This window comes from Sporolactobacillus shoreae, from assembly GCF_004684935.1.
GTDB lineage: Bacteria > Bacillota > Bacilli > Bacillales > Sporolactobacillaceae > Sporolactobacillus > Sporolactobacillus shoreae.
In genome coordinates this window covers 65,104-90,573 of the sequence record NZ_SRJD01000006.1, presented here as the reverse complement: position 1 = coordinate 90,573, position 25,470 = coordinate 65,104, and the positions used below count along the sequence as shown (strand labels likewise).

At 45.2% G+C, this 25,470-nt stretch carries 27 protein-coding genes; 6 read left to right on the top strand and 21 right to left on the bottom strand.

Annotated features, from left to right (window positions below; translation table 11 throughout):
* Window positions 1-37: 37 nt before the first annotated feature.
* Genes rplI through E4665_RS07365 form a run of 3 tightly spaced genes read right to left on the bottom strand, consistent with a single transcriptional unit; the run spans window position 38 to window position 3,458 of the window.
* Window positions 38-481, bottom strand: a complete 444-nt coding sequence (rplI, locus tag E4665_RS07375) for a 50S ribosomal protein L9 (protein WP_135348153.1) — start codon at window positions 479-481, stop codon at window positions 38-40.
* Window positions 481-2,457 carry a DHH family phosphoesterase gene (locus E4665_RS07370; RefSeq protein WP_135348152.1) on the bottom strand — a complete coding sequence of 659 codons (1,977 nt, stop codon included), beginning with the start codon at window positions 2,455-2,457 and terminating at the stop codon, window positions 481-483. Before E4665_RS07370 ends, rplI begins: the two co-directional genes overlap by 1 nt.
* Before the next feature lie 56 nt (window positions 2,458-2,513).
* Entirely contained in the window at window positions 2,514-3,458 is a 945-nt protein-coding gene (locus E4665_RS07365; RefSeq protein WP_135348151.1) for a YybS family protein, read from the bottom strand.
* Window positions 3,459-3,920: 462 nt separating this feature from the next.
* Here E4665_RS07365 and E4665_RS07360 point away from each other — a divergent pair, with 462 nt between their 5' ends.
* The 4 genes from E4665_RS07360 to E4665_RS07345 all read left to right on the top strand — a co-directional run bounded on the left by E4665_RS07360 (window position 3,921) and on the right by E4665_RS07345 (window position 6,824).
* Window positions 3,921-4,853, top strand: coding sequence for a cation diffusion facilitator family transporter (locus tag E4665_RS07360; RefSeq protein WP_135348150.1), 933 nt, complete (start codon window positions 3,921-3,923; stop codon window positions 4,851-4,853).
* A 91-nt stretch (window positions 4,854-4,944) separates the two neighbouring features.
* Window positions 4,945-5,424: a chemotaxis protein CheW gene (locus E4665_RS07355; RefSeq protein ID WP_167815146.1), complete on the top strand. Its 480-nt coding sequence runs from the start codon at window positions 4,945-4,947 to the stop codon at window positions 5,422-5,424.
* Between the two features lie 78 nt (window positions 5,425-5,502).
* Entirely contained in the window at window positions 5,503-6,147 is a 645-nt protein-coding gene (locus tag E4665_RS07350) for an HD domain-containing protein (RefSeq protein ID WP_135348148.1), read from the top strand.
* Window positions 6,148-6,251: 104 nt separating this feature from the next.
* On the top strand, window positions 6,252-6,824 hold the full coding sequence (locus tag E4665_RS07345; RefSeq protein WP_135348147.1) for a DUF420 domain-containing protein: 573 nt from the start codon (window positions 6,252-6,254) through the stop codon (window positions 6,822-6,824).
* Between the two features lie 72 nt (window positions 6,825-6,896).
* Here the strand turns inward: E4665_RS07345 and E4665_RS07340 are convergent, their stop codons facing one another.
* From E4665_RS07340 to E4665_RS07310, 7 genes are all read right to left on the bottom strand, one after another.
* Window positions 6,897-8,603, bottom strand: coding sequence for a DUF6044 family protein (locus E4665_RS07340; RefSeq protein WP_135348146.1), 1,707 nt, complete (start codon window positions 8,601-8,603; stop codon window positions 6,897-6,899).
* Between the two features lie 173 nt (window positions 8,604-8,776).
* Window positions 8,777-9,007 carry a 30S ribosomal protein S18 gene (gene rpsR, locus E4665_RS07335; protein ID WP_100486591.1) on the bottom strand — a complete coding sequence of 77 codons (231 nt, stop codon included), beginning with the start codon at window positions 9,005-9,007 and terminating at the stop codon, window positions 8,777-8,779.
* A gap of 41 nt (window positions 9,008-9,048) precedes the next feature.
* On the bottom strand, window positions 9,049-9,570 hold the full coding sequence (gene ssb / locus E4665_RS07330) for a single-stranded DNA-binding protein (protein ID WP_135348145.1): 522 nt from the start codon (window positions 9,568-9,570) through the stop codon (window positions 9,049-9,051).
* A gap of 22 nt (window positions 9,571-9,592) precedes the next feature.
* Window positions 9,593-9,898 carry a 30S ribosomal protein S6 gene (rpsF, locus tag E4665_RS07325; protein WP_135348144.1) on the bottom strand — a complete coding sequence of 102 codons (306 nt, stop codon included), beginning with the start codon at window positions 9,896-9,898 and terminating at the stop codon, window positions 9,593-9,595.
* Window positions 9,899-10,018: 120 nt separating this feature from the next.
* On the bottom strand, window positions 10,019-11,119 hold the full coding sequence (ychF, locus tag E4665_RS07320; RefSeq protein WP_135348143.1) for a redox-regulated ATPase YchF: 1,101 nt from the start codon (window positions 11,117-11,119) through the stop codon (window positions 10,019-10,021).
* A gap of 102 nt (window positions 11,120-11,221) precedes the next feature.
* Complete coding sequence (locus E4665_RS07315; RefSeq protein WP_135348142.1) at window positions 11,222-11,440, bottom strand: DUF951 domain-containing protein; 219 nt, start codon at window positions 11,438-11,440, stop codon at window positions 11,222-11,224.
* Between the two features lie 78 nt (window positions 11,441-11,518).
* Window positions 11,519-12,901: a glycine--tRNA ligase gene (locus tag E4665_RS07310; RefSeq protein ID WP_135348141.1), complete on the bottom strand. Its 1,383-nt coding sequence runs from the start codon at window positions 12,899-12,901 to the stop codon at window positions 11,519-11,521.
* A gap of 434 nt (window positions 12,902-13,335) precedes the next feature.
* On the opposite strand from E4665_RS07310, the gene yyaC reads away from it, so the two are divergent.
* Window positions 13,336-13,941 carry a spore protease YyaC gene (gene yyaC / locus E4665_RS07305; protein ID WP_135348140.1) on the top strand — a complete coding sequence of 202 codons (606 nt, stop codon included), beginning with the start codon at window positions 13,336-13,338 and terminating at the stop codon, window positions 13,939-13,941.
* 9 nt (window positions 13,942-13,950) lie between these two features.
* Here yyaC and E4665_RS07300 read toward each other — a convergent pair whose 3' ends face one another.
* From E4665_RS07300 to rpmH, 11 genes are all read right to left on the bottom strand, one after another.
* Window positions 13,951-14,811, bottom strand: coding sequence for a ParB/RepB/Spo0J family partition protein (locus E4665_RS07300; RefSeq protein ID WP_135348139.1), 861 nt, complete (start codon window positions 14,809-14,811; stop codon window positions 13,951-13,953).
* Window positions 14,804-15,565 (bottom strand): ParA family protein, encoded by a 762-nt coding sequence (locus tag E4665_RS07295; protein ID WP_135348138.1) that lies wholly within the window; start codon window positions 15,563-15,565, stop codon window positions 14,804-14,806. The genes E4665_RS07300 and E4665_RS07295 overlap by 8 nt, the downstream gene beginning before the upstream one ends.
* Before the next feature lie 186 nt (window positions 15,566-15,751).
* Window positions 15,752-16,615 (bottom strand): nucleoid occlusion protein, encoded by an 864-nt coding sequence (gene noc / locus E4665_RS07290; RefSeq protein ID WP_135348137.1) that lies wholly within the window; start codon window positions 16,613-16,615, stop codon window positions 15,752-15,754.
* Window positions 16,616-16,767: 152 nt separating this feature from the next.
* Window positions 16,768-17,475, bottom strand: coding sequence for a 16S rRNA (guanine(527)-N(7))-methyltransferase RsmG (rsmG, locus tag E4665_RS07285; protein WP_135348136.1), 708 nt, complete (start codon window positions 17,473-17,475; stop codon window positions 16,768-16,770).
* Window positions 17,476-17,497: 22 nt separating this feature from the next.
* A complete protein-coding gene (gene mnmG / locus E4665_RS07280) occupies window positions 17,498-19,390 on the bottom strand; it encodes a tRNA uridine-5-carboxymethylaminomethyl(34) synthesis enzyme MnmG (protein ID WP_135348135.1) in 1,893 nt (630 codons plus the stop codon).
* A gap of 54 nt (window positions 19,391-19,444) precedes the next feature.
* Complete coding sequence (gene mnmE, locus E4665_RS07275) at window positions 19,445-20,827, bottom strand: tRNA uridine-5-carboxymethylaminomethyl(34) synthesis GTPase MnmE (RefSeq protein ID WP_135348134.1); 1,383 nt, start codon at window positions 20,825-20,827, stop codon at window positions 19,445-19,447.
* Window positions 20,828-20,971: 144 nt separating this feature from the next.
* Complete coding sequence (gene jag / locus E4665_RS07270; RefSeq protein ID WP_135348133.1) at window positions 20,972-21,595, bottom strand: RNA-binding cell elongation regulator Jag/EloR; 624 nt, start codon at window positions 21,593-21,595, stop codon at window positions 20,972-20,974.
* Window positions 21,592-22,368 carry a membrane protein insertase YidC gene (gene yidC, locus E4665_RS07265; RefSeq protein WP_135348132.1) on the bottom strand — a complete coding sequence of 259 codons (777 nt, stop codon included), beginning with the start codon at window positions 22,366-22,368 and terminating at the stop codon, window positions 21,592-21,594. Before yidC ends, jag begins: the two co-directional genes overlap by 4 nt.
* 36 nt (window positions 22,369-22,404) lie before the next feature.
* Window positions 22,405-22,644: a membrane protein insertion efficiency factor YidD gene (gene yidD, locus E4665_RS07260; protein ID WP_135348131.1), complete on the bottom strand. Its 240-nt coding sequence runs from the start codon at window positions 22,642-22,644 to the stop codon at window positions 22,405-22,407.
* Window positions 22,645-22,646: 2 nt separating this feature from the next.
* Window positions 22,647-23,000, bottom strand: a complete 354-nt coding sequence (gene rnpA / locus E4665_RS07255) for a ribonuclease P protein component (RefSeq protein ID WP_135348130.1) — start codon at window positions 22,998-23,000, stop codon at window positions 22,647-22,649.
* Between the two features lie 165 nt (window positions 23,001-23,165).
* Entirely contained in the window at window positions 23,166-23,300 is a 135-nt protein-coding gene (gene rpmH / locus E4665_RS07250; protein ID WP_010630846.1) for a 50S ribosomal protein L34, read from the bottom strand.
* 637 nt (window positions 23,301-23,937) lie between these two features.
* Between rpmH and dnaA the strand changes: the two genes are divergently transcribed.
* Window positions 23,938-25,365 carry a chromosomal replication initiator protein DnaA gene (dnaA, locus tag E4665_RS07245; protein ID WP_135348129.1) on the top strand — a complete coding sequence of 476 codons (1,428 nt, stop codon included), beginning with the start codon at window positions 23,938-23,940 and terminating at the stop codon, window positions 25,363-25,365.
* Window positions 25,366-25,470 lie beyond the last annotated feature (105 nt).

The window sequence follows — 25,470 nt, the reverse complement described above, 5'->3', positions numbered from 1 at the left end:
ACTCATCAATTCATACTGAAAAAAGCGCCAATAGATATTATTCTTCAGTGACATGTACTTTCACTTTGGCGGTGACTTCCGGGTGCAATTTTAGTGGAACATCTGTAAACCCGAGCGTCCGAATCGGTTCCGGAAGATCGATTTTCCGTTTATCTATCGTTATTTCCATCTTTCTGAAGGCCTGAGCAATCTGTTTGCTTGTTATGGAGCCGAAAAGCCGTCCGCCCTCTCCGGATTTCGCTTTCAGTTCAATTGTTATTTTTTCGATTTTCTGTTTCAATTCTTCAGCATTCCGGCGTTCTTCTTCTTCAAGCTGTTTTTTCCTTTTCTTTTGAGCTTCCAGCTGGTTCATGCTTCCCTTGTTCGCCGGAACTGCCAGGTTCTGAGGGAACAGATAATTTCTCGCGTAGCCTTCGGAAACCTCTTTAACATCGCCCTGACTACCCTTTCCCTTCACGTCTTTCACAAAAATAACTTTCATTATGACAAACCTCCTTCAAAATACTGGTCAATCGCCTGCTTAACCCTATTCACCGCCGTTTCGACGGTAACGCCTTTCATCTGGGTCGCCGCATTGTTCAGATGGCCCCCACCGCCAAGACTCTCCATGACAATCTGAACGTTGATTTCGCCAAGTGATCGGGCACTGACACCGACCTGGCCATCGTCCCTGAGCCCGATGACAAAAGACGTCCGAATACCCTCGAGCATCAGCAGAGTGTCGGCCGTTTGAGCCAGTAGTACTTGATCGTATGTTTTTCCACCTTCACCACTGACAATAGCAATATTCGAATGGTAGACCTGAGCCCTGCGGATAAGGTCGGCCCGCTGATTGAACTGATCCAGATCATCACACAGGAATTTCTGGACAAGGATGGTATCCGCTCCGTGCGCCCTCAGATAGGATGCCGCATCAAAGGTCCGGAAACCAGTTCTGAGCGTAAAGTTCTTGGTGTCAACCGCAATCCCGCCCAGCATGGCGGTCGCTTCAATAACGTCAAGCGGGCGCTCATTAGGCTGATACTCTAAGAGTTCAGTCACGAGCTCACAGGTTGAAGAGGCATAGGGCTCCATATATACAAGCACAGGGTCTTTAATAAACTCTTCCGCCCTCCGGTGATGATCAATAACAACAATCCGGTGAACACTGTCCAGCAGATCCGGATCCACGACCATGGATGGGCGGTGCGTGTCGGCAACCACCACCAGTGTCCGTTTTGTTACTTTTTCACGGGCTTCTTCCGCAGAGATAAAATTCGCCCATAAATTTCTGTTCTTCTGGAGCTCGGTCACGAGCCGCGCCACTCCTGTCACGTCATGTTCACGATCCAGAATAATTTTGGCGCTCCTCCCGTTGGCATGCGCGATTTTAAGAATACCAATACACGACCCCACAGCGTCAAGATCTGGTGCTTTGTGTCCCATGATCATCACCTGGTCGCTCTCCAGCATGAGCTCTGTCAGCGCATGGGAAATGACTCTGGCACGGACGCGCGTCCTTTTTTCTATTGGGTTGGACTTCCCGCCGAAAAATTTAACGGCGCCATCCGACCATTTGATGACAGCCTGGTCTCCGCCCCGCCCGAGTCCAAGATCGAGGGCGGACTGGGCATAAGTGCCAAGATCCTCCAGTGTCTCCGTCCCCGCCCCGACTCCGATGCTGAGCGTCAAGGGAATATGGCTGAGAGGCACTGTAATTTCACGCACTTTATCCAGAATCGAAAAATGTTCTTCCTCAACCGCCGCCAGAAGTTTCTCATTCATCACCGCGAGAAAGCGGTCTGATGCTGTCCGGCGCAGGTAAATGCCGTGCCGCGATGCCCACGCCTTAATAATCGAAGTGGTCTCATTATTGATTGTGCTTCTGACCTGATCCTCCAGCCCCTGTGTCACTTCATCGTAATTATCCAGAAAAATCAGAGCAAGCACGGGCTGCTCGTTATAATAATTCTTTTTAATCTGCAGAACATCCGTAATATCGGTAAAATATAAAAGACGCTCCGAACGTCTCAGACGCACACGATACTGTCGTTCATTTATTGCAATGATCATTGATTCTTTATCCGATAAAATCAGTTTCTCAAATTCCGTGGATATTTCATTTAACAACAGACCAATTTTTGTCTCAGTTCCGCCGGCCAGTTGGTTGAAATACGGGTTGCACCACTCGATCCGTTCCGCTTCGTTATACAGAACAATTCCAATCGGCATTTGGAGCAGCGCCTCACCGCCTGCTTTATTCAGGCTGTAGGAAAGCCCGGCAATATATTCCGCCAGTTCTTTATCGAATTGTGTTTCATTGAATACAAACCATGTGACGGACAAGGCGAGAATCACCAGGCCGGAAAGAGCGAGCATCCAGTTCAGAAACGCAGTAAATACAATAAACAGAAGGTACAGCAGACCCAGAACGATCAGCAAGTCACTGCGCCATCGATGTTTAAATTGATTTGCCAATTTTTTCAGCTCCCGCAGCTGCACAATTTTCAAGGGCTTTCCGATTATCCGGACAACTAATTTTTCTTTGCCAGCCTCTTCCGGAGATCAAAACCAAGATCAATTATACCTAATAATGTGACCAGCTGCAGCAGTAAAACGCTGAATATAACGACTGCTACAACTATCATAATTGGGATAATCCCTGGAAAATGCCGCAGGGCAGCGAAAAAAAAGATAAAGCTCAATCCCTGAATGGCAAGCAGCAGCTGCATCACAAAAGAAAAGTTAACCGAGATCGTGAACAATGGCGTTTCACTGTCCGCAATTCCGGTCTGAATCAGCAAAAGCGCAATCAGATAAATCCAGATCACACTTTTCGGAACACGCCACCGCCTGAAGGGCACCCATTCCGGTGCTTCGACACCAAAACGTCTGAGCAGCGGAAGGCTGATTATCACGACAATTAACGAATTAATGACTCCGACCACAACAATCAGTGAAGGGGCAAGCACGCCTAAATAATTGATATAGTTCTGATAAAGATCTGCCAGTGTTTCCGTATTCTGATGGAGCAGCGGACCGGCTTGGGCAAGCATCGTTTCAACAGACTTCCATATTGCCTTTTTTCCCTCGGCAACCGGATTAAAACCATAAATGAGCACTGAACCGGCCAGGTACAGAATAAGCATTGTGATATTCGCCAAACTGCCGGCAAGAAGAATGGCAAAGGCGGGCTTTTTCAGGCGAATCATTATGCCCATGGAAAAACCCATAACGGTAAAGAAAAACGGAAACAGCACGTACAGTCCCAATCGGGACAAGAACATGAAAGCCAAACCAATAAGCAGCTCCACGATGCCAAACTGCCACCCGAATTTTGAAACACCGTACATCAGGGGAAAAGGAATCAGCCAGACTGATACCGCGGATACGGCGGGAATGTAAAAAGTTACCCCGAGTAAAATGAATAAGAGAATGATTGCCATTATTCTCTCAACTAGAGCCCTACTCACTTTCATAACGACACCTCTGGTCAGGGATCCGTTGAATGCCGACACGCCTTAATAAGTTCAGACGTTTTCGCTTTCTATAGCAAAGTACAGGAATCGCTCCGGCCATCCAATTGATTAATAAGATTTATTATAATATACATGCAGTTCGTAATGGAAGGGTAAAACGCCGGATACAAGGCTGCAATCTTGCACGATTCAAACTTCCCCTATATAATGGAGTAGTTAAATAATTGAAAAGAAAGCGTTTTACAGTGAATTTGGCCGCCCTTTCTGAATTGAATAGGGTTATTTTATGTTCATTCACCATACACTTTTAATATCTCTTGTCTGTCTGGAGAGCTGGTGTTCCCATGATAAGTGATTGCGTACTAAATCAAAACAGTTCGTTTTTAAGACAATCCGGAATCGGATTGTCTTTTATAATGATGAACTTGCCTCAGGCAAACAATTTGAGGAGAGCGAACCATTATGGCTTATGAAAGCGCAAAAGCACTGTTCGTCGCCTGGATCAGCCTGATCAGCAATTTCTTTCTGACTCTAATCAAAATCGGTTTCGGCCTGCTTTTTCATAGTACCGCCCTGATCGCCGACGGTGTGCACAATGGTGGAGATGTGATTGCTTCTGTTGCAACGATTGGATCAATGAAGCTGTCCAACCATCCCGCAGACAGGGAGCACCCGTACGGACATGGAAAAGCGGAAGACATCTCCACAGCATTTATCGGCATTATTCTGATCGCAGCTGCCGCCTTTCTAATTTTTGAAGCCATCAGCAGCTTGTTCGGTCCCGTCTCTGAAGTCAGTGTCTGGGCACTTCTGGCCGCGATCCTGTCGACAGCCTGGAAATGGGCGCTTTATGTCTATACACATCGCGCTGCAATTAGATACCACAGCAAAAGTCTCCAGGCGACAGCTTCAGACCACCTGGCCGATATTTATGCATCGTTAGCAGCCGCTCTCGGATTAAGCATTGGTTGGATCGGCAGAGTTTTGGATATTCCCTACTCTCATTTCAGCGACCCGATCGCCGGAATTGTGGTCTCTTTGCTCGTGCTGCGCATCGCCATCATTATGATGGTCAAATCGACTAATGTACTTATGGAGAGCAGTGTTGACGAGAAAAAACAGGAAGAATACAAGGAAGTATTTCTCTCATTTCCGCAGGTTAAAAAGATTGATATTCTGCGTGCAAGGGAACATGGCAATTCAATTCTGATTGACGCCCAAATTCGTCTTCCCGCCTCTTATAATATTCAGGAAGGCGATGATATTACGGAGGAGATCAGGCAGAAAGTGATGTCCAGATTCCCTGATGTAGAAGAAGTCCTGATTCATATCAATCCATGGTATGAAGGCCGGGAAATTATTGAGCCGGATTCAGTGCCCAATCTTAAAAAATAATCATTCTTTCTTCTTCGTCCGATATATGTTGTGGAAGACTTTTTTTCAAATTGAATCCAAAGCATCACAATCATTATATGAGGTGATTCATATGTCGACAGACACAATAGATCAGACGGCTCTGGCCCTTTATTCTGGCAATCTTACGGTCGGGATACTGATCGATGAAGTCAGCGAAATCATTGAACCTGTGCCGGCAGCACCCGTCCCTGTAACTCATCCGTTTTTTTCAGGGTTGATCTCTTTAAGGGATCACATTCTTCCATTGATCCTGCTTTCAGGAGTTCTGGAATCCGGCAGCAATCCCTTTGTAAACAAGGAAGACAGAAAATTTGTTATCGGCGTGACAAAATCCGGAAATATCGCGATTGATATCGATGCAGTCGGCGGGACCTATACCTTTCAAGCGGAACAGACTTCCCCCGCCGATCAGGGGCAGTCTTTTTACAGCTCTAAAATCCAGGTCGAGGATGGTGAGCTGCCGCTTCTTAATCTCGAAAAATTGGCCGAATATATTCAACGCCAGAATGAGCGTATCCGGTGTGAAGCGGGGATGATTCAGAATCATTGACTCTTCTCCTCACGCGGTCTATACTGTTCGAAATATCCATTCGGATGGATCAATCGCATGAGGAAAGGAGCCATATCTATGGGAATCCACAAATATTTTCAAAGTTTATCCGACCTGGAAGGCATTTACCGCTGTCCAGGTGTTTTTAAATATCAGGAGCATTCTGTAGCCAGCCACTCCTTCAAAGTTGCAACCATCGCACAATTCTTGGCAACTGTTGAAGACAGGAATGGACAGTCGGTAGACTGGAAGAAGGTCTATGAACGGGCGATCAATCATGATTATTCCGAACTTTTTACAGGTGATATTAAAACTCCGGTTAAATACGCGCTGCCCAAGCTTCGGGAACTATTCTCGCAAGTGGAAGGCTCAATGACGCAGGAGTTTCTCGACAAAGAAATTCCAATGGAGTTTCGCAAAGTTTATGAGGAGCGGTTCAAGGAAGGCAAGGATGATTCTCTGGAAGGCAAAATTCTGTCCGTCGCCGACAAGATCGATCTGCTTTATGAGGCATATGGCGAAATCCAGAAGGGCAATCCTGAGTCCTTGTTTTTCCAGATTTACAGAGAAGCTCTGGAATCCATTCTTAAATTCAAAGATTTGGTTTCTGTTCGATACTTTATTCAGGTCATCCTCCGGGAAATGATTGACGAAGAGGCTAAATCACACACTTATATCAAATCTATTACCAATCAGCTGCTTTCCGAAACAGCTGAAGGCTGATTTTTGTGCTTACTCTGTGTTCTTCTTGCCACATTGACTGCAGTCACCTATCATAGACTTATGGCTTTTCTGTGAATCTTACATCTGAAGGAGCTATTGCCCGAATGAGTCAAACGATAAAAAATCTTAGCGACAGTCAACCGAAACCAAAAAGTGACAAGAATTATGCCGTGCTGATCATCACAGTTGCAATACTAGCGAATATCGTGATCCTGTTATTATTTTTCGCCCCTTTTATCGGCTATCACGGCAAGATCAGCCGCAGTGTTTATGTACTGCCCAAGCTGAACGCTGTATTTAACAGCTTCACGTTCATTTTTCTTGTCTCTGCCCTGATCTCGATAAAAATGAAAAAAATCAATCTGCACCGGGGTTTTATTTTGGCTGCTTTTTCAACAACCGCTCTTTTTTTGCTCTCCTATCTTTCCTTTCACTATCTCGCTCCTGCCCCCCATTATGGCGGGACAGGGCTGATCCGGCCCATCTATTTTTTCATTCTGATCACACACAGCGCGCTTGCCGCAAGTGTTGTTTTCCTTGCTCCATTTGCACTTGTCTGGGGCTGGACCATGCAGATCAGAAAGCACAAACGGATTGTCCGCTGGACCATGCCGATCTGGCTTTATGTCAGCCTGACCGGCGTTATCGTCTATTTAATGATGGCGCCCTATTATTAAAAATCGAGTCAGCATTTTATGAAGTTCTATGAAAAAAAGGCGCCCGAAATTAGGCGTCTTTTTTTCATCCCTTCAATTCGTTCCATACAGGTAAATCTTCCACGCAGACTCTTTGCTGTTAAATGACTTAAGAAAATGCAAACCATCCTGCCTTGCATTCATAATCGGAACCGAAGAAAAAATATAATTTCCGCCCATCTTTTTGAACTGGCCGATATTAAGCTGCAGATGGTGGATTTTAACATGAGAATTCTTACGAAAATCATAATTCTTTCCCAATTCTGCGGTAAATAGATAACACCTGCCGCCCCAATCATCAAAATAGGCTCGATTGCTTGGATTTTTGTCGAGTTCTTTAGCAATGATCTTCCTGAAGGCTTGTTTATATGTGAGCGGATAAAAGTTATTGTACGTATCCAGCGTATAAAATCCATTAAATTGAGCGATCGCCGGATGTAAGCCAATGCTGGCCACTCGATAACTTGATTTGGGCTTTCCTATATACTTAGCAATCGCGCTGAACTGCTGACTCGCATAGAATTGCTTGAAAGTCGGCTGTTCGTGAAATTCAATTTCCGGATTATAGAGAAACAGCACAATAATCTGCAAAACAAGCACGATTTCAACAAATCGTTCCCATTTCTTCCCCTTTTGCCAACAGATGAGCGCTCCCACCGCAAACATCAGATAAATGAACAGCGGATGAAGATAGTGATATCTTGAAAAATTAAACGTTGTAAGAATGCTGATCTTTGCTTTAAGCGGTGCCCACCCCTTGTAAAACCAGAAAGCAAACCACACAGAAAGCATCACGTTCAGACTAAGCAACAGCAAAAAACGTTTTTTGAGCAACATTTCCCCTTTACCAGTCCTGACTATTTGCCACAGGACAATGCAACTAAAAGGCAGAATGACATACTGATGAACTGTCATGGCCTGATCATGACCAACAATTAAATTTTTTATTGAGAGTATCAGGACATTCCATAAACTTGATGTTGATTCAACGAAATCGTCTCTGTTCGTTAATGGCCCGGGCAGAAGCAGTGAAGCAACTAATCTGTATTCAACAAGGAAGTAGATGATCGTCATAAGAGCAATGGAAAGTATAAATTTTAGATTGAACTTCTTTTTGACGATCCAGTCTCTCAGCCAGAAAATCGCCATCGCCGTTAAGAAGAAGAAAAATCCGAGTTCAAAACTGGAATAAAACGGAAGCAGGCAAAGTGTCAGCCATTCTTTCCAAGAAGCAACGTGCGCTCTTATATTGAGAAATGCCCACAGTGCAAGTGGCATACCAAGAGTACTCAGCATGCCGGAGGGCCAGAATGGTGTCAATGCAAAGGCAAGTGCCACAAGCACTCTGATGGGGAAACTATCCCTGCTTTTGACAAAATGATCCCGTAACAGCAAGTACATGCCTAGAAAAGCGAAAAAGCGGGAGATCAGCTGACATATGGAATAAGCAAGCATAGGCGGCAGGATCACATTCAGCAGTACGATCATGCTGAACTGTGAGCCAAACGCATTCCTGGACAGCTGGCCATTGATAACCTGTGGGATTTGGGAGTGGATGGGACCAAACAATTCACCACTATGTGCCAGCACCTGATACCAAGCTATATTGGAATCCATATTATCCACAATCCGGATGTGTGCATTTTCTCCAAGTAGGAACAGGGGTGCCAGATAGATTGCAATCAGGATTATAGCCGTGATCAACATTCTCTTTTCTTTAACTGGCAAGCTGGCACCCTTCTTTAAAAGATCCGGTTTCATCATTGTTAGCCTCTTAATATTGGACTGTTTAAAGCTTGGAATGCCTGATACTACTTAATCAGCCTAATGACGTTCCTTCTTATCATTATTCTCCCAATAGTATAAAAAACTGCAGCAGAGGCATTCCTCTTACTGCAGTTTTTTCATCTACTGGCATGATTGTTATGCCCTTTTTATTCCTGTGTATATGGAAGCAAAGCCATCTGACGTGAACGTTTGATTGCTCTTGTCAGCTGGCGTTGATATTTCGCACTCGTTCCTGTGACACGACGAGGCAAAATCTTCCCGCGTTCTGAAATAAAGCGTCTCAGCAAATCTACATCCTTATAATCAATATAAGTAATGTGGTTCACTGTAAAATAGCATACCTTGCGGCGCTTACCGCGTGACCGGCGTACTGCCATTTCCACTGCACCTCCCCTTAATTACCTAGTTCTCCCGTTCATCAGAACGGCAGATCATCATCCGAGATATCAATTGGTTTACTGTCATTTGCAAAAGGATCTTCAAAAGAAGGGGCATTCTGATTGTTATTATTGTTCGCGTTGGTGTTCGGACGGTTGCCGGACTGAGACCCAAAACCGTTATTTCCGTTTGAAGGTGCGGGGGCTCCGTTGCCAAAATCATTTTCATCCGCATGTCTTGTCCCCTTTGGTTCGAGGAATTGCACACTGTCAGCAATGACTTCAGTAATATATACCCTGCGACCTTCATTATTCTCGTAATTCCGCGTCTGAATCCGTCCGTCAACCCCCGCCAAGCTTCCTTTGGTCAGGAAGTTGGCTGCATTTTCCGCTTGTCTGCGCCAGACAACTACAGGAATAAAATCCGTTTCGCGATCACCCTGCTGATTTGAAAATGGGCGATTGACGGCAATAGTGAAGCTTGCAACGGCAACCCCATTCGGCGTATAGCGAAGTTCCGGATTTTTTGTTAATCGTCCGACGAGAACGACCCGATTAATCAACAGAATTCCCCCGTTTCTGAGATTATTTTACTTCTTCCGGTTTACGTTCATCTTTGATGACCATGAAGCGGATCACGTCATCATTGATCTTCGTAAGACGGTCAAACTCATTGATCGCCGGGCTTTCCGCATTAACGTACAAAACAACATACACGCCGGTATTGAAATCCGTGATTTCATAGGCTAAGCGACGCTTACCCATTTCTTTCACTTCATTGATTTCGGCGCCATTGTCCGTCAGAATGGAAGCCAGCTTTTCCTTAACTGCTTTTTCCTGGTCCTCTTCCAGATCTGGACGGAGAATGTACATAATTTCATATTTGCGCACGATTTTTCACCTCCCCTTGGACTAAACGGCTCCATAATGGAGCAGAGAGCAAGCCTTCTCACTCATAAGTCAATATGATACCATTCATCATAGTCAAAAGCAAGTCTTTAAGAATGCGTTTCAGACATTAAATCTAAAATTTACAATGTCCCCATCCTGCATGATATAGTCTTTTCCTTCAAGACGAAGATTGCCCTGTTCTCTAGCTGCGGTCTCAGACCCTGCTGAGATGAGATCCTCAAACGAAACAATTTCCGCACGAATGAATCCCCGTTCAAAATCCGAATGAATGATGCCTGCCGCCTGCGGAGCTTTCGTTCCCTTTCTGAATGTCCAAGCTCGAACCTCTTTCTCACCAGCAGTGAAATAGGTAGCGAGCCCGAGTAATTGATAGGATTTTGCAACCAGCTTGTCAAGCCCGGATGAATCCAGTCCGAGATCCTGAAGGAACACTTTTTTCTCTTCCGCATCGAGTTCCGCAATTTCAGATTCGATTCGGGCGGAGATTGCTACAACTTCCGCCCCGTCCGTTTCCGCAAATTTTCTAACGGCCTGAACATATTCATTTTCTTCAGGAGAAGCCACATCATCTTCAGAAATATTGGCAACATAGAGCACGGGCTTTTTCGACAGAAAATTAAACGGCCGGATGATTGCCTCCTCTTCATCTGTCAGGTCAACGTGGCGGGCTGGTTTCCCTTCTTCAAAGGCCATTTTTAATTTTTGAAGCGCTGAAAATTCAATAATGGCCTGTTTGTCCTTCTGATTCGCCAGTTTCCCAACACGGTCAATCCGCTTGCTCACCTGTTCCAGATCAGCGAGGATTAATTCAAGATTGATGGTTTCGATATCATCTACAGGATCGATTTTCCCAGATACATGCGTAATGTTTTTGTCGTCAAAACAGCGGACAACGTGTGAAATAGCATCAACCTGCCTGATATTCGCGAGGAACTGGTTACCCAGCCCCTCTCCTTTACTCGCTCCTTTAACCAGGCCCGCGATATCTGTAAATTCGAATGTGGTCGGCACTGTGCGTTTAGGATGATACATCTCAGTCAGTTTATCCAGTCTTCTGTCCGGAACACTGACGATGCCGACATTCGGCTCAATAGTACAAAATGGATAATTCGCCATTTCCGCTCCCGCTTGGGTGATCGCATTAAACAGCGTGGACTTTCCGACATTCGGCAGCCCGACTATACCTGTTGTCAAACTCATTCTTTTCAACTCCCCGGACTTTTCGCCCTTTGTTACATTTAACTACTAGCTTTTTAATAAAAGTACTGCGTGTCGCCAACTACAATTAATACTTTTTTTGTGTTATTCTTCAATTTCTTCGGAAGTTCCTGCCTCAAGGATTTTCTTAATTTTTTTCTGAAATTCACTTCTCGGCATCAGAACACTGTGACCGCATCCGAGACATTTGATTCGGATATCCGCACCCATGCGAATGATTTTCCATTGATTTGTTCCGCACGGATGTGCTTTTTTCATTTCAACGACGTCATTCAGGTTAAATGCGATGTGCGGTCTAGCCATTGTATTCTCCCTCTCCTTTATATACCTGTATATACCTGCTTTTTTTCTTCTGTCCTGCGCTCAGTGGGTCACATTATCTCAAAACGTTGTCCGTTCCCTTAGGAACTGCGGCAGCTGATCAATTGGCAGACGAACCTGATCCATCGAATCCCGATCCCTGACGGTTACTTTGCCGTCTTCCTTCGAATCAAAGTCATAGGTAATACAGTATGGTGTGCCAATTTCATCCTGCCTGCGATACCTCTTTCCGATTGACCCTGTTTCATCGTAGTCAACCATCCATTCTTTGGACAGTTGCTGGTAAATAGCCCCCGCTTCTTCACTCAGTTTTTTAGAAAGCGGCAAAACACTCGCCTTGTATGGAGCAAGAGCTGGATGGAAATGCAGCACGGTTCTCGAATCCGAATCGCTTAGCTCCTGATCTTCATAGGCGTCGGCCAGAAAAGCAAGCGTCACGCGATCGGCGCCAAGTGACGGTTCAATGACATACGGAATATAGCGTTCATTCGCATTCTGATCAATATATTGCAAATCCTGGCCGGACACCTCCATGTGTCTTCGCAGATCATAATCCGTTCTGGATGAAAGGCTTGAAAGCTCACCCCAGCCGAATGGGAAGAGATATTCAATATCCGTTGTCGCGTTGCTGTAATGCGGCAACTCTTCTTTTTCATGGTCACGGAGCCTTAGATTTGCAGGTTTAATATTCAACGATTTCAACCATTCAAAGCCAAAAGATCTCCAGTATTCAAACCATTTCTTATCTTCACCCGGCTTGCAGAAAAACTCCAGTTCAAGCTGTTCAAATTCACGAGTTCTGAAGGTAAAGTTACCCGGAGTAATTTCATTTCTGAATGATTTTCCGATTTGCCCGATACCAAACGGGATTTTTCTTCTCATAGTCCGTTGAACGTTTTTAAAATTGACAAAAATCCCCTGAGCCGTTTCTGGGCGAAGATAGATCTCGTCTTTTGCCGTCTCAGTCACACCCTGATAGGTTTTAAACATCAGGTTGAATTGTCTGATTGAAGTGAAATCATGTTCTCCGCATTCCGGACACTTGATATCATGCGATTCAATCAGTTTTTCCATTGTTTCAAAGTCAAGTCCGTCTACCGGTGCGGGCAGTTCTTCATTTGGGATGTTGGCTTCAATCAGTTTATCTGCCCTGAACCGTGATTTACATTTCTTGCAGTCAATCATCGGATCGTTGAAGTTCGTGATGTGCCCGGAAGCTTCCCATGTTTTAGGGTTCATCAAGATTGCGGCGTCAAGTCCGACATTGTATGGGGACTCTTGAACGAATTTCTTCCACCAGGCTTTTTTTACATTGTTTTTTAATTCCACTCCGAGTGGTCCATAATCCCAAGTGTTGGCCAGGCCCCCGTAAATTTCCGAACCCGGAAAAATAAATCCGCGCTGTTTCGCGAGATTGACGATCTGTTCCATTGATTTGGTCATAACATATGCTCCTTTTTCACAAATAAATAAGCTCCCGTACCCAGGCCTGTAAGACCTAGGGACGAGAGCTGAGTTTGCCCACGCGGTTCCACCCTAATTGACACAGTCGGCGACTGCGCCCGCTTTCGGAAAAATCACGGTTCCGGAACGCCTTCCTCAAATGCTGCCTGCCGGGCTCTCATCATTCCTGGCTTGCTGTGGGGCAACTTTCTCTGAGTACTTCTTTCCTTCATTGCCGTTTTTTGCGATGCCTTTTTATTGCAATTAATTGTTCACTGGAATAGTATATCCTTTTTTCTGAAAAAAGGATAGTTTTTCATATCTTTATGAGAAATCTTTCGAGCATTGAAAGCCACTATAACAATTTTATGTTTCAGGTATAGAATTTCGGACAGGGCCATATACTGATAGTACTTTTTTAAGGAGCGGAAACTATGAATCTGAATCGAGAAAAACCGCTTGTTCATAAGTTTTATCAGCCCGTTCATTACTTAGACAGGCACGCGTGTCTGTCTATTGTCAAGGCCATCCGGTATTATCTTCCTTCAAGCGACCAAACCGAACTTATTGTTGTTTGTATCGGCACCGACCGGTCCACCGGCGATTCGCTCGGACCACTCGTCGGCAGCCATCTTGAAAGCTTCGCACCACCAGAAACAGCGATTTACGGGACACTTGAGCATCCTGTGCACGCAGTAAACCTACAAGATACTTTGTCAGCGATCAGGGCGAAGTTTAAACATCCTTTTGTCATAGCTGTGGATGCCTGTCTCGGACAACAACAAAACATCGGGAAAATCTGCGTTTCCGAGGGACCTGTTCTTCCCGGAGCAGGTGTGAACAAAAAACTTGATCCAGTTGGCGATATTAATATTACCGGGGTTGTGAATGTCAGTGGTTTCATGGAGTACTCGGTGCTGCAAAGTACCAGACTGAATATCGTGATGAATCTATCCAAAATAATCAGTAAATCTCTATGCCGAGCCATTCTTACACGAAAACATCCAAGTATTCTATCCAGATTTAAAGCCAGCGATTAGCTGGCTTCTTTAGGATTCATTGTCGAGCAGTTCCAATAGTCTGTATAAATCTTCAGCTGAATAATATTCCAGTTCTATTTTCCCTTTTCCTTCGTTTGTACCCGGTTTTATTTTGACCGCTGTGCCCAACCTTTCCCGCAGCACGTTTACTCTTTCTCGGAGTTCAGGAGGCATTGCCCATTCCTTTTTTTTCAATGTTTCACGTGGAACATGATGATTTAGTTTCTGAATGAGTGTTTCCAGCTGTCGGACATTCATTTCTTCTCTAATCACTTTGTCAACGATTGGGATGACCTGTTTTTTGTTTTTCAGACCGACAAGTGCGCGTGCATGCCCCATCGATAGTTTTCCGTCCTCAACCAATGTTCGGACTTCCGGATCCAGTTGAAGCAGGCGCAGATGATTTGCAATGTGTGGTCTGCTTTTCCCAAGTTTCTTTGCCAGCTCTTCCTGGGTCAGCTGTAGTCCGTGCATCAGTTTTTTATAGGCTGTTGCTTCTTCAATAGGGTTAAGATCTTCACGCTGCAGGTTTTCAATTAACGCGATCTGCATCATTTCACGATCGGAAAGCTCTTTAATCACTACGGGCACTTTAGCGAGCCCCGCCTGTTTCGCGGCGCGGAATCGCCGTTCACCGACAACGATATCGTATCCCTTGATACTCTTTCGTACCACTAAAGGTTGGATAATACCATGCTCTTTGATTGATCCTGCAAGTTCTTCCAGGCTCTCCTCATCAAAGTTTTGTCTGGGCTGATACGGATTAGGTTTAAGTTCATCAAGTGGGACACTCTCCACCGCATTATCCAGTTCATCAGAAAATGTAGACGGGAAAAAGGCATCCAGTCCCTTGCCTAATGCTTTAGTCACCTGTCATCACTTCCTTTGCAAAATCAAGATATACTTCTGCTCCCTTGGATCTTGAATCATAAAGGATGATCGGCTGTCCATGGCTCGGCGCTTCGCTTAACCGGACATTACGCGGAATGATTGTATGGAAAACACGGTCCTGAAAGTATTTTTTTACTTCCTGTATTACCTGAAGTCCGAGATTTGTTCTGGCGTCTAGCATTGTCAGGAGCACACCTTCGATCGCCAGATGATGATTCAAATGTTTTTGCACCAATCTGACTGTATTCAAAAGCTGACTCAGCCCCTCGAGCGCATAATACTCACATTGAACAGGAATTATCACCGCATCGGCAGCCGTCAACGCATTTATGGTCAGGAGCCCCAGAGAAGGAGGGCAGTCTATGATTATATAATCATATGTATCTTTTACTTTTTCCAATGCGCGCTTCAGTCTTACTTCCCTTGAAATCGTCGGCACAAGTTCAATTTCAGCACCGGCCAGCTGAATCGCAGAAGGGAGTACATCGAGATTTTCAATGGCGGAACTTTTCACAACCGTTGCAACTTCTGTTTCCTCCACCAGAACATCATAAACACATTCATCAACTTCGCCTTTATCTACACCTGATCCGCTGGTCGCGTTCCCCTGAGGATCAATATCCACCAGCAGAACTTTGCAGCCCAGATTCGCCATACAGGCGCTCAGATTGACGGCCGTTGTCGTTTTACCGACGCCGCCCTTCTGGTTGGCTATTGCCAATATCTTACTCACACTTTCACCTGCTCTCAAACTTCAATGCTATTTTTCATTCTATCATGAATTCATTCATCATAGAAAAATATTCTTAAATTTAAGCTCAAATCAAATAATCCGGTATTCACGCGGACTTCCCGGTTTCCGCATAAATACCGGATCGTGAACCATTCCTTGACTGACACCAGCCTGACCATTGCATAACTAATTTTTTTTTGGAATTCGGATTGTAAATTGATAATAGTCTCCCAGATCTTCTTCTTTTGTATCAATAGTGAGTCCTGAATCTGTGACCATGCTGACAGACTGTCTTATTGTATTTACAGCGATCCGTGTGTCCCTGTTAAGGGCTATCCGTCTTTTTTTACTTCCTTCTCTGGAATCAGCGCCGCTCTTTCTCTCCAGCATACTCTTAACACGCGACTCTGTCTGTTTGACATTCAACTGCTTTTCGACGATTTCATGCAGCAGCTTTTCCTGCTTTTCAGGTTCCTTTAAAATAATCAGTGCTCGGGCATGACGTTCACTGATTTTCTTTTCGAGAATGGCGCTTTGTACAGCGGATGGGAGTTTAAGCAGTCTGAGCTTGTTTGCAATCGTCGACTGCCCTCTCCCCAGTTTTTGCGCGAGACCTTCCTGTGTCAGGCCATGAATATCAATCAGACGGGAGTAAGCCATAGCTTCTTCAATCGCTGTTAACTCCTCACGCTGCAGATTTTCAATCAAAGCGATGGAAGCTGTTTGATCATCATCCAGGTTTTTTACAATTGCAGGTATCTTTTCCCAGCCTAGGTATGTGCAGGCGCGCCAGCGACGTTCACCGGCAATGATTTCAAATTTGTCGTCCAGTGGGCGCAGGACGATCGGTTGGATCACGCCATGACTTTTTATCGTCTCAGCAAGCTCATGCAGCTTTTCCTCATTAAATACAGATCTGGGCTGATACTGATTTGGAATGATCTTTGAAATAGGTATTTCCTGTATCTTTCGATTGTCCTGGTCATCCAGATCTGATTTGACTTCCTCGGATTCGCCTTGATTGAAAATATTTGAAAAAGAATGCTTCATTTTCGCACCACCGCCTTTGTTGTCTGCACTATGCACTAATATATTATTTCGACTAAAAAGTCCCAACTCCTCCAAATTCGCACCTCAGGATGTTTCACGTGAAACATTTGGATTCAACATTGTGGAGTAAAGTGCAAAGCCCGTCAGCTCATTTATATCGGATTTTTTGCCGGCAATCCTGGTTTTCTAGGATATTTATCAGGTGAATTTCTGATTTTCCTGATGAAGACAAGCGACCGGGCACCCATCCGATCCGGCAAATCCAGATCAATCTGTCCAGCAAACGATCCTCCCAAAATACTTATTGCACGCCCGGCCTGTGTCACTTCCTCAGCCGCATTAGCACCCTTTAACGCAATAAATGTGCCGCCCTTGGCGACAAGAGGCAAACAAAATTCACTGAGCACTGACAAGTTTGCCACGGCCCGGGCAGCAACAACATCAAACTTGTCACGCGCCTCTGGTTTGTGTGCAAAGGATTCTGCGCGGTCATGGAACAGATGGACCCGATCAAGTCCCAGTGTATCCGCAAGCGACTGTAAAAAGTTAAGCCGTTTTTGCAAAGAGTCAACAATAGTCAGCTCAATCTCAGGAAAAAGAATTTTCAGGGGAATTCCGGGGAAACCAGCACCGGAGCCCACATCGCACAGCTTCGTCCCCTTGCTGAAAGAGAAATGGAAGGCTGGAGTTATAGAATCAAAGAAGTGTTTGACGGCAACTTCATTTTCCTCTGTGATTGAAGTTAGATTGATCTTATGATTCCAGTCTATTAATTCGTGATAGTAAATATCAAATTGCCTGCTCTGGACCTCGGAAAGATAAATACCCTTTTCCTTTAACAGAGTCTCAAGTATCTTCATGACTGCCTCCTGGAAAAAATGTTCACCCTGTTTTCCTTGCCAGTTTGCCCTGTTCCAGATAAACAAGCAGAATGGCGATGTCACTGGGATTAACTCCGGAAACCCGTGAGGCCTGACCGACAGATATCGGCCTGACCTTGTCCAGTTTCTGACGGGCCTCAGTTGCAATTCCGTCAATCACACTGTAATCCAGGTCCTGAGGAATTTTTTTCTTTTCCATCCGCTTCATTTTTTCAACCTGCTGCAGCTGCTTGTTTATATAACCTTCATATTTAACCTGTATCTCTACCTGCTCACCAACATCATCAGGCACAGCGGTACCGTTGTCCGGAAGCAATGACGCTACATCATGATAGTTTAATTCTGGCCTTTTGAGCAATCGATCCGCCTTAAGAGGCTCATAAATCGGCGCTGCGCCTCTCTGTTCCAGTAATTCAGCCGCTTCCTCAGAAGGCTTTACTGTGGTTACAGCTAGCCTTGTCCGTTCCTGTTCGATTAGTTGTTTCTTAACCAAAAACCGCTGATACCGTTCTTCACGGATCAATCCGATTTTATGTCCCAGCTCTGTCAGCCTGAGATCTGCATTGTCATGCCGCAGCAGCAATCGGTATTCAGCACGCGAAGTCAGCAGTCTGTAAGGCTCTTTCGTTCCCTTAGTCACCAGGTCATCGATTAACACACCAATGTACGCCTGGGCGCGGTCGAGAATAACCGGTTCCTTTCCTAACGCCTTCCTTGCGGCATTGATACCGCCCATTAACCCCTGTCCGGCAGCTTCTTCATAACCTGATGTCCCATTGATCTGTCCCGCAGTAAAAAGACCTTCTATTTTCTTGGTTTCGAGGGAAGGCCAGAGCTGCGTCGGCACCATCGCATCGTATTCAATAGCATAGCCTGGACGCATCATTTCCACCTGCTCAAGGCCGGGAATCGTAGCCAGCATTTTCCGCTGGATTTCTTCCGGCATACTCGTAGAAAGGCCGTCAACATAGACTTCCTTTGTCTCCTTGCCTTCAGGTTCAAGAAAAAGCTGATGCCTACTCTTATCACTGAAGCGTACAATTTTTGTCTCAATAGACGGACAATATCTCGGTCCGGTACCAACTATAGCGCCAGAATAGATGGGCGAACGGTCAAGATTTTCATTAATAATTTTGTGCGTTTCGTCATTCGTGTAAGTCAGCCAGCAAGGAATCTGGTCCTTAATAAATTCCTTTGTGTCATATGAAAAAGCAAGAGGTTCCTCATCACCCGGCTGTATTTCCGTCTTCGAGTAGTCAATTGTCCGGCCGTTCACACGGGGAGGTGTTCCTGTCTTGAAACGGACCAGATCAAAGCCCAGTTCCTTCAGATGCTCAGAAAGGCTGACTGATGCCTGCATATTGTTCGGCCCACTTTCATATTGCAGCTCACCAATGATAATTTTACCTTTGAGATAGACGCCGGTTGTCAGCACAACGGCTTTCGCGCGATATTCCGCGCCCGTTGCGACAACAACGCCACGGCATACACCGTCTTCCACAATCAGGCGTTCAACCATCCCCTGGCGAAGGGTCAGATTTTCGGTATCCTCAATTGTTTTCTTCATCGCCCGCTGATACAACTGTTTGTCCGCCTGAGCACGAAGCGCGCGTACCGCTGGACCCTTGCGTGTGTTCAGCATTCTCATCTGAATATACGTTTTGTCAATATTATGGCCCATTTCTCCACCCAACGCGTCTATTTCACGAACTACCACGCCCTTTGCAGGACCGCCAACAGACGGGTTGCACGGCATGAACGCAACACCTTCCAGGCTGATTGTCAGCATCAGCGTTTTTGCGCCCATCCTTGCCGACGCAAGGCCGGCTTCAACCCCGGCGTGCCCGGCACCGACTACAATAACATCATAAGTGCCGGCCTGATATCCCTTCATTTTTCATCCTCCTCAATCAAAATTTTCCATATATTAACAATCACATCAGTGTCGTTATTTTCCTAGACAGAACTTTGAAAAAAGCTCGTTAATCAAGCTGTCGGATACCGTATCGCCGACAATTTCACCCAGAATGTCCCAAGTCCTTTTGATATCAATCTGGGCCATATCGACGGGGAGTCCCTGATCTGCAGCCTCAATTGCATCGCTAATGGCAGATCTGGCCTTTTTCAGTAAAGCAATATGACGCGTATTTGATACATAGGCCTCTTCATTCTGCGTCACTCCGTTCTTGAAGAAAAGTGACGCGATACTTTCCTCAAGTTCAGGAATCCCCTGTTCGTTCAAGAGAGAGATCCGGACAATTTGCCGTCCTGCCGCGAGTTTTTCCACTGCATCAATGGAAACGCCTCCGGACAAATCCGTTTTATTCAGAATAATAATTGCCGGTGTTTCTCCGATCAATGTAAAAAGCTGCCGATCTCCTTCAGTCAATTCTTCATGATAATTTATCAGAAGGAGAACCAGGTCGGCTTTTTTTAAAGCGGTACGTGACCGCTCTACGCCGATTTTTTCAACAGTATCTTCTGTTTCACGGATACCTGCCGTATCAATTAGTTTCAGCGGAATGCCGTGAATATTCACGTAATCCTCAATAATATCACGCGTTGTCCCCGGAACATCCGTAACAATGGCCCTATTTTCATGAATCAGGTGATTCAGCAGGGACGATTTTCCGACGTTAGGCCGGCCAATGATCGCTGTTGATAAGCCTTCACGGAGAATTTTTCCCTGACGGGCTGTTGAAAGCACATGATCGACCTGTTTCCTGACGGCAATTGATCGGTCGCGAAGCAGACGGCCTGTCACGACCTCGGCATCGTCATATTCCGGATAATCAATATTCACTTCAACAGCCGCAAGAATATCCAACAACTGTTGTCTCAATTGATGAATGAGTCTGGACAAGGTACCCTCCACCTGTCCGATCGCCACATCCATCGCCTGATCCGTTTTCGCCCGGATCAGATCCATAACAGCTTCCGCCTGAGAAAGATCGATTCTTCCGTTCAAGAATGCCCGTTTTGTAAACTCCCCGGGTTCCGCAAGCCGCACATTCTGATCCAGCACAAGTTCAAGCACCCTGTTCACACTTGTTAGACCACCATGGCAATTAATTTCAACCACGTCTTCACGCGTGAATGTTTTCGGTTTTTTCATCACCGAAACCATAGCCTCTTCAATCGTCCTGCCTGTCCCGGGATCCACGATTCTACCATAATGCATGGTGTGGCTCGGGACTTCGGACAATGTCCTCTTGCCTGCAAAAAGACGATCCGCAGCCTGAATGGCTTCCGGACCACTCAAGCGGACAATGCTGATCGCTCCCTCGCCGACCGGTGTCGAGATCGCGGCAATTGTATCCTCGCAGTACAATTCTATCACCCCATCTCTGATAAGTCTCATCACTACCGCATGTTTCATCACCGGATACGAAAAAAGCGCGCCGCCTGCGTGCTTTTTTCTTCAGTCAGTCATTGAATCGTGCCATTAAAACTTTTGACCCGACTGGCTTCCGGATCAACGTGATCTTGGGGTCAACGTTACATAGCGGTACGGTTCATCGCCGACTGATTGGGTCTTCACTTTATCGTTTTTCGCCAATTCAACGTGTATCAGTTTCCGCTCAAAGTCAGGCATCGATTTGAACCGGTACACTTTTCCCGACCGAACAACCTGAGCGGCAGCCCTTTCAGAAAGACTGATCAATGCTTTCTTCCTTATTTCACGATAGTTTTCTGCGTCAAGCAGCAGCTTCATCCTGAAATCCGAATGTCTGGCCACCACTCTATTTGCGAGAAACTGCAGTGCATTCAGTGTCTCTCCATGTCTCCCAATCAAACGGGAAGCATCTTTTCCGAACAAAACACAGCGCCAAACCCGCTTGGATTTATCCATCACCTGAATATGCGCGGAACATCCAATTTCATGAACAATATTTTCCAGATAACGGATTCCTTCATCAAAAGACGTTTCATTCAGCTTTACTCTGACTAAGGCTTTCCTTGCACCAATTCCCAGGAAACCTGAACGCGGCTGAATCAGAATTTCTGTTCCGACCTGGTCTTCGGTTGCGTTTAATTCTTCGAGTGCGAAAGACACCGCCTCAGCGACGGTTCTTCCATATTTGCTGACTTCCCTCACTTCTTATTGGCGCTCTTGGCACCGGCCTTAGCGGGATCTTCATGTTTCTCATAAATGATATAAGTCTGGAAGATCATGAATATGTTACCGATAACCCAGTAAAGTGCCAACGCCGAAGGGAAATAGAACGCAGGAATTGCGATCATAACAGGGAACACATACATCATCATCGCCATCTGTGGGTTGCTGTTTCCCATACGTCCCATCATGATCTTCTGTTGAAGGAATGTCGTCAGCCCGGCGATCACAGGAAGTATATAAAACGGATCGGCATGTCCCAGCTGGAACCATAAAAAGGACTGACCCTTAATCGCTTCTGTCCTCATAATCGCCTGATAAAAAGCAAAAAGGACTGGCATCTGAATCAGCAGTGGGAGACAGCCGGCAAGCGGATTGACATGATTCTCCTGAAAAAGCTTCATTTGTGCTTCCTGGAGTTTCTTCTGTGTATTTTGATCCTTGGAACTGTATTTCTGCTGCAGTTCCTTAATTTTCGGCTGCAGTTCCTGCATCGCCTGGGAGCTCTTTACCTGTTTTGCCATTAGCGGCATAATCACGAGACGCACGATAATCGTAGTGATAATAATCGCAATCCCGTAGCTGTCCCAGAACAAATGGGCGATTGTTGTGATAAACCATGACAGCGGGTACACGAAATAGTGGCTCCAGAATCCGGTAGACTGGCTGTTGATCGGCTGATTGAGATTTGAACAGCCTGACATAAGAGCCACCAGGAATATTAATAGCCCGACGCCAAAAAATTTTTTACGCAAATCGTTACCTCCTCGATCGGTCCGAACGATGTGATATTATGCCCGTTTCGTCTTTCTGGTTTTTTTTTCGGGAACCGGATCAAATCCGCCCTGATGAAAAGGCTGACATTTTAAAAGACGCATTATTGTCAGCCATCCCCCTCTGAAAACGCCAAATCTTTCAAAAGCTTCAACCGCATATTGTGAGCAGGTCGGATAAAACCGGCACGACGGCGGAGTCAGAGGAGAAATAAATTTCTGATACAAGCGTATGAGAAATATAAACAGATACTTCATTATCAAATGTCCTTATGTTCAGTCATCAAACCTGTCTTTCTCAGGACATGAATCAGGCTGTTCTGCATTTGTTGATAGGTCATCGTTCGCACCGGACGACGTGAGATAATGATATAGTCAATGCCCGGCTCCAGCTTGTCCGAAAGGTCTCGGAAAATTTCCTTAATGAACCTTTTAATGTGATTTCTCATCACTGCGTTACCCATTTTTTTACTGACTGACAAGCCAAGCCTCGAAAACGACTGTCCCTCCTGCTTCAGGACATAAACGACGAACTGGCGGTTGGCAAAAGATCTGCCCTTCTTGAAAACCACTTGAAAATCTTTGTTTTTCTTTAATCTATTTAATGTCCTCATTTTGTCCCTCCACAATGGGACACCACTCACCAAACATTCAAACAAAACCCAGAAAAGCCAATGACAGTTTAACCAAATTTAAGTATAGAGTAACGCCGGTGATTGGCAAGAAATTTTTTACCCCAAATCCATTCTAAAAAAACCACTGCATTTGTCGCAGTGGCCTTATGCTGACAGAACTTTTCTTCCCTTGCGCCGGCGATTCGCCAATACCTTGCGGCCATTAGCAGTTGCCATTCTAGCACGGAAACCATGCACTTTCTTTCTGCTGCGCTTATTCGGTTGATAAGTACGTTTCAATTGTCATACACCTCCCAGCAATTCGAAAAAGAAACCCTTGCCGGCTAAAAATTGCCGTGCCGATTCTGATTCCGGAAAATTTACTTGTTTTGAAAAACCAGTCTGACTAATTATATGAATTTATCGGCAATAAGTCAACTATTCTCCGTTTGGTAAATAGCCTTATCCACTGTGGACAGTTTTTCGTCTCTATCCGCATTTTTCCACCAATTGTCGACAGGTTTCCAACAAAACCGCATGCTGTGAATAAGCGCGCGGTTAATAAGTTATCCACTGTGGATAACGTTTGAGATACATTGCTTATTATACGTTTTTTTGATATGATCATATTGCTCAAAACAGTGAAAAAGCATCACTTCCAGTCCATTTTTCCACCGGCTGTGGATAAGTCTGTGGACAGTTGCTCACCTTTGTGATCTGGACTATCCACAGATTATTAACTTCTGTTGATAACTCCTCATTTTTCCCGATACAAACAGCTTTCGATTTTTTTCTATCTGTGGATAAATATTATATTCTTTAATTTATCCGAGACGGAAAAATGTCGATATTGCTGTATTTATTTTTTTTATTAACTTTATTTCTTACAGAAATTCTTTTATGTTGCGGCATAGAAGCAAGGGAGGACCGCTTAGCATTGAACAATCTTCAGGAAATGTGGGATCAGGCACTCACAATAATAAAGAAAAAACTCAGCAAGCCCAGTTTTGAAACTTGGCTCAAAGAAACAGAGGCACTGTCGATCAGCGGGCAGACCGTCATCATCAGCGTCCCCAATGAATTCTCACGGGACTGGCTGGAAGAACATTACTCCAGGCTTATATCAGACATTCTTTTTGACATAACCGGTGTCCGATATAATGCACAGTTTGTCATCCCCAAAAAACAAGCAGGCGGAGCGGGCGGACCTGCGGCACAGAAAACAAGAAAGAGTGATCCCATGAACTTCAATCCAGAATATAATCATCCCGGCAGTGAAACCCCCCGCGCAAACCAGACGCAATCGAGACATCTTGAAGATATCAATAACAGCATGCTCAACTCCAAAAATACTTTTGAAACATTTGTTATCGGTTCAGGGAACCGATTCGCCCATGCAGCGTCATTGGCTGTCGCTGAAGCGCCGGCAAAAGCTTACAATCCATTGTTCATTTATGGAGGCGTCGGTCTCGGAAAAACGCATCTGATGCATGCCATTGGCCATTATGTCATCGAGCACAATCCCGCCGCCCGTGTCGTGTATCTGTCTTCAGAGAAATTCACAAACGAATTCATCAATTCGATCAGAGATAATAAAACGGTTGAATTCCGAAATAAATATCGAAGTGTCGATGTCCTGCTTATTGACGATATTCAGTTTCTTGCTGGAAAAGAACAGACACAGGAAGAGTTCTTCCATACGTTTAACGCTCTCCACGAAGAGTATAAACAGATCGTCATATCAAGCGATCGGCCGCCTAAAGAAATTCCGACACTGGAAGACCGGCTCCGTTCCCGTTTCGAATGGGGTCTGATTACAGACATTACCCCTCCGGATCTTGAAACACGTATCGCTATTCTCCGCAAGAAGGCGAAAGCGGAGGGGTTGGATATTCCGAATGAAGTGATGATCTATATTGCCAACCAGATTGACACCAACATACGTGAACTTGAAGGCGCTCTAATACGGGTTATCGCATTTTCATCTCTTAATAATCAGGATATAAATGTCGATCTCGCATCCGAAGCGCTTAAAGATATCATTCCATCGTCCAAGCCTAAAACCATCACCATACAAGATATTCAGGTTGCCGTAGGCGAAGAATACAATCTAAGACTTGAAGATTTCTCAGCAAAAAGGCGCACCAAATCCATTGCTTTTCCAAGGCAGATCGCGATGTATCTTGCCCGGGAACTGACGGACTATTCACTTCCTAAAATTGGCGAGGAATTCGGTGGCCGGGATCATACAACCGTGATCCACGCCCATGAGAAAATTACGAAACAGCTGGCATCCGACCGCAGCCTGCAGCAAAAAATCAATGGGCTGATCGACCAGCTGAAATCACCAATTAAAACTCAATAATTGATAGACAGGATCATCCGCCTTCCACAGGATGTGGACAACTATTATTTAAGAGTGCAATCTTGTTCACAGGTTATGAACATGTGGACAACCAGTTTTTTCATG

What these genes read in the sequence shown, in the direction of transcription:
- rplI (WP_135348153.1), bottom strand. Translation starts at nt 481, where the DNA reads ATGAAAGTTATTTTTGTGAAAGACGTGAAGGGAAAGGGTAGTCAGGGC.
- E4665_RS07365 (WP_135348151.1), bottom strand. Translation starts at nt 3,458, where the DNA reads ATGAAAGTGAGTAGGGCTCTAGTTGAGAGAATAATGGCAATCATTCTC.
- E4665_RS07360 (WP_135348150.1), top strand. Translation starts at nt 3,921, where the DNA reads ATGGCTTATGAAAGCGCAAAAGCACTGTTCGTCGCCTGGATCAGCCTG.
- E4665_RS07355 (WP_167815146.1), top strand. Translation starts at nt 4,945, where the DNA reads ATGTCGACAGACACAATAGATCAGACGGCTCTGGCCCTTTATTCTGGC.
- E4665_RS07350 (WP_135348148.1), top strand. Translation starts at nt 5,503, where the DNA reads ATGGGAATCCACAAATATTTTCAAAGTTTATCCGACCTGGAAGGCATT.
- E4665_RS07345 (WP_135348147.1), top strand. Translation starts at nt 6,252, where the DNA reads ATGAGTCAAACGATAAAAAATCTTAGCGACAGTCAACCGAAACCAAAA.
- E4665_RS07340 (WP_135348146.1), bottom strand. Translation starts at nt 8,603, where the DNA reads ATGAAACCGGATCTTTTAAAGAAGGGTGCCAGCTTGCCAGTTAAAGAA.
- rpsR (WP_100486591.1), bottom strand. Translation starts at nt 9,007, where the DNA reads ATGGCAGTACGCCGGTCACGCGGTAAGCGCCGCAAGGTATGCTATTTT.
- ychF (WP_135348143.1), bottom strand. Translation starts at nt 11,119, where the DNA reads ATGAGTTTGACAACAGGTATAGTCGGGCTGCCGAATGTCGGAAAGTCC.
- E4665_RS07315 (WP_135348142.1), bottom strand. Translation starts at nt 11,440, where the DNA reads ATGGCTAGACCGCACATCGCATTTAACCTGAATGACGTCGTTGAAATG.
- E4665_RS07310 (WP_135348141.1), bottom strand. Translation starts at nt 12,901, where the DNA reads ATGACCAAATCAATGGAACAGATCGTCAATCTCGCGAAACAGCGCGGA.
- yyaC (WP_135348140.1), top strand. Translation starts at nt 13,336, where the DNA reads ATGAATCTGAATCGAGAAAAACCGCTTGTTCATAAGTTTTATCAGCCC.
- noc (WP_135348137.1), bottom strand. Translation starts at nt 16,615, where the DNA reads ATGAAGCATTCTTTTTCAAATATTTTCAATCAAGGCGAATCCGAGGAA.
- rsmG (WP_135348136.1), bottom strand. Translation starts at nt 17,475, where the DNA reads ATGAAGATACTTGAGACTCTGTTAAAGGAAAAGGGTATTTATCTTTCC.
- mnmG (WP_135348135.1), bottom strand. Translation starts at nt 19,390, where the DNA reads ATGAAGGGATATCAGGCCGGCACTTATGATGTTATTGTAGTCGGTGCC.
- yidD (WP_135348131.1), bottom strand. Translation starts at nt 22,644, where the DNA reads ATGAAGTATCTGTTTATATTTCTCATACGCTTGTATCAGAAATTTATT.
- rnpA (WP_135348130.1), bottom strand. Translation starts at nt 23,000, where the DNA reads ATGAGGACATTAAATAGATTAAAGAAAAACAAAGATTTTCAAGTGGTT.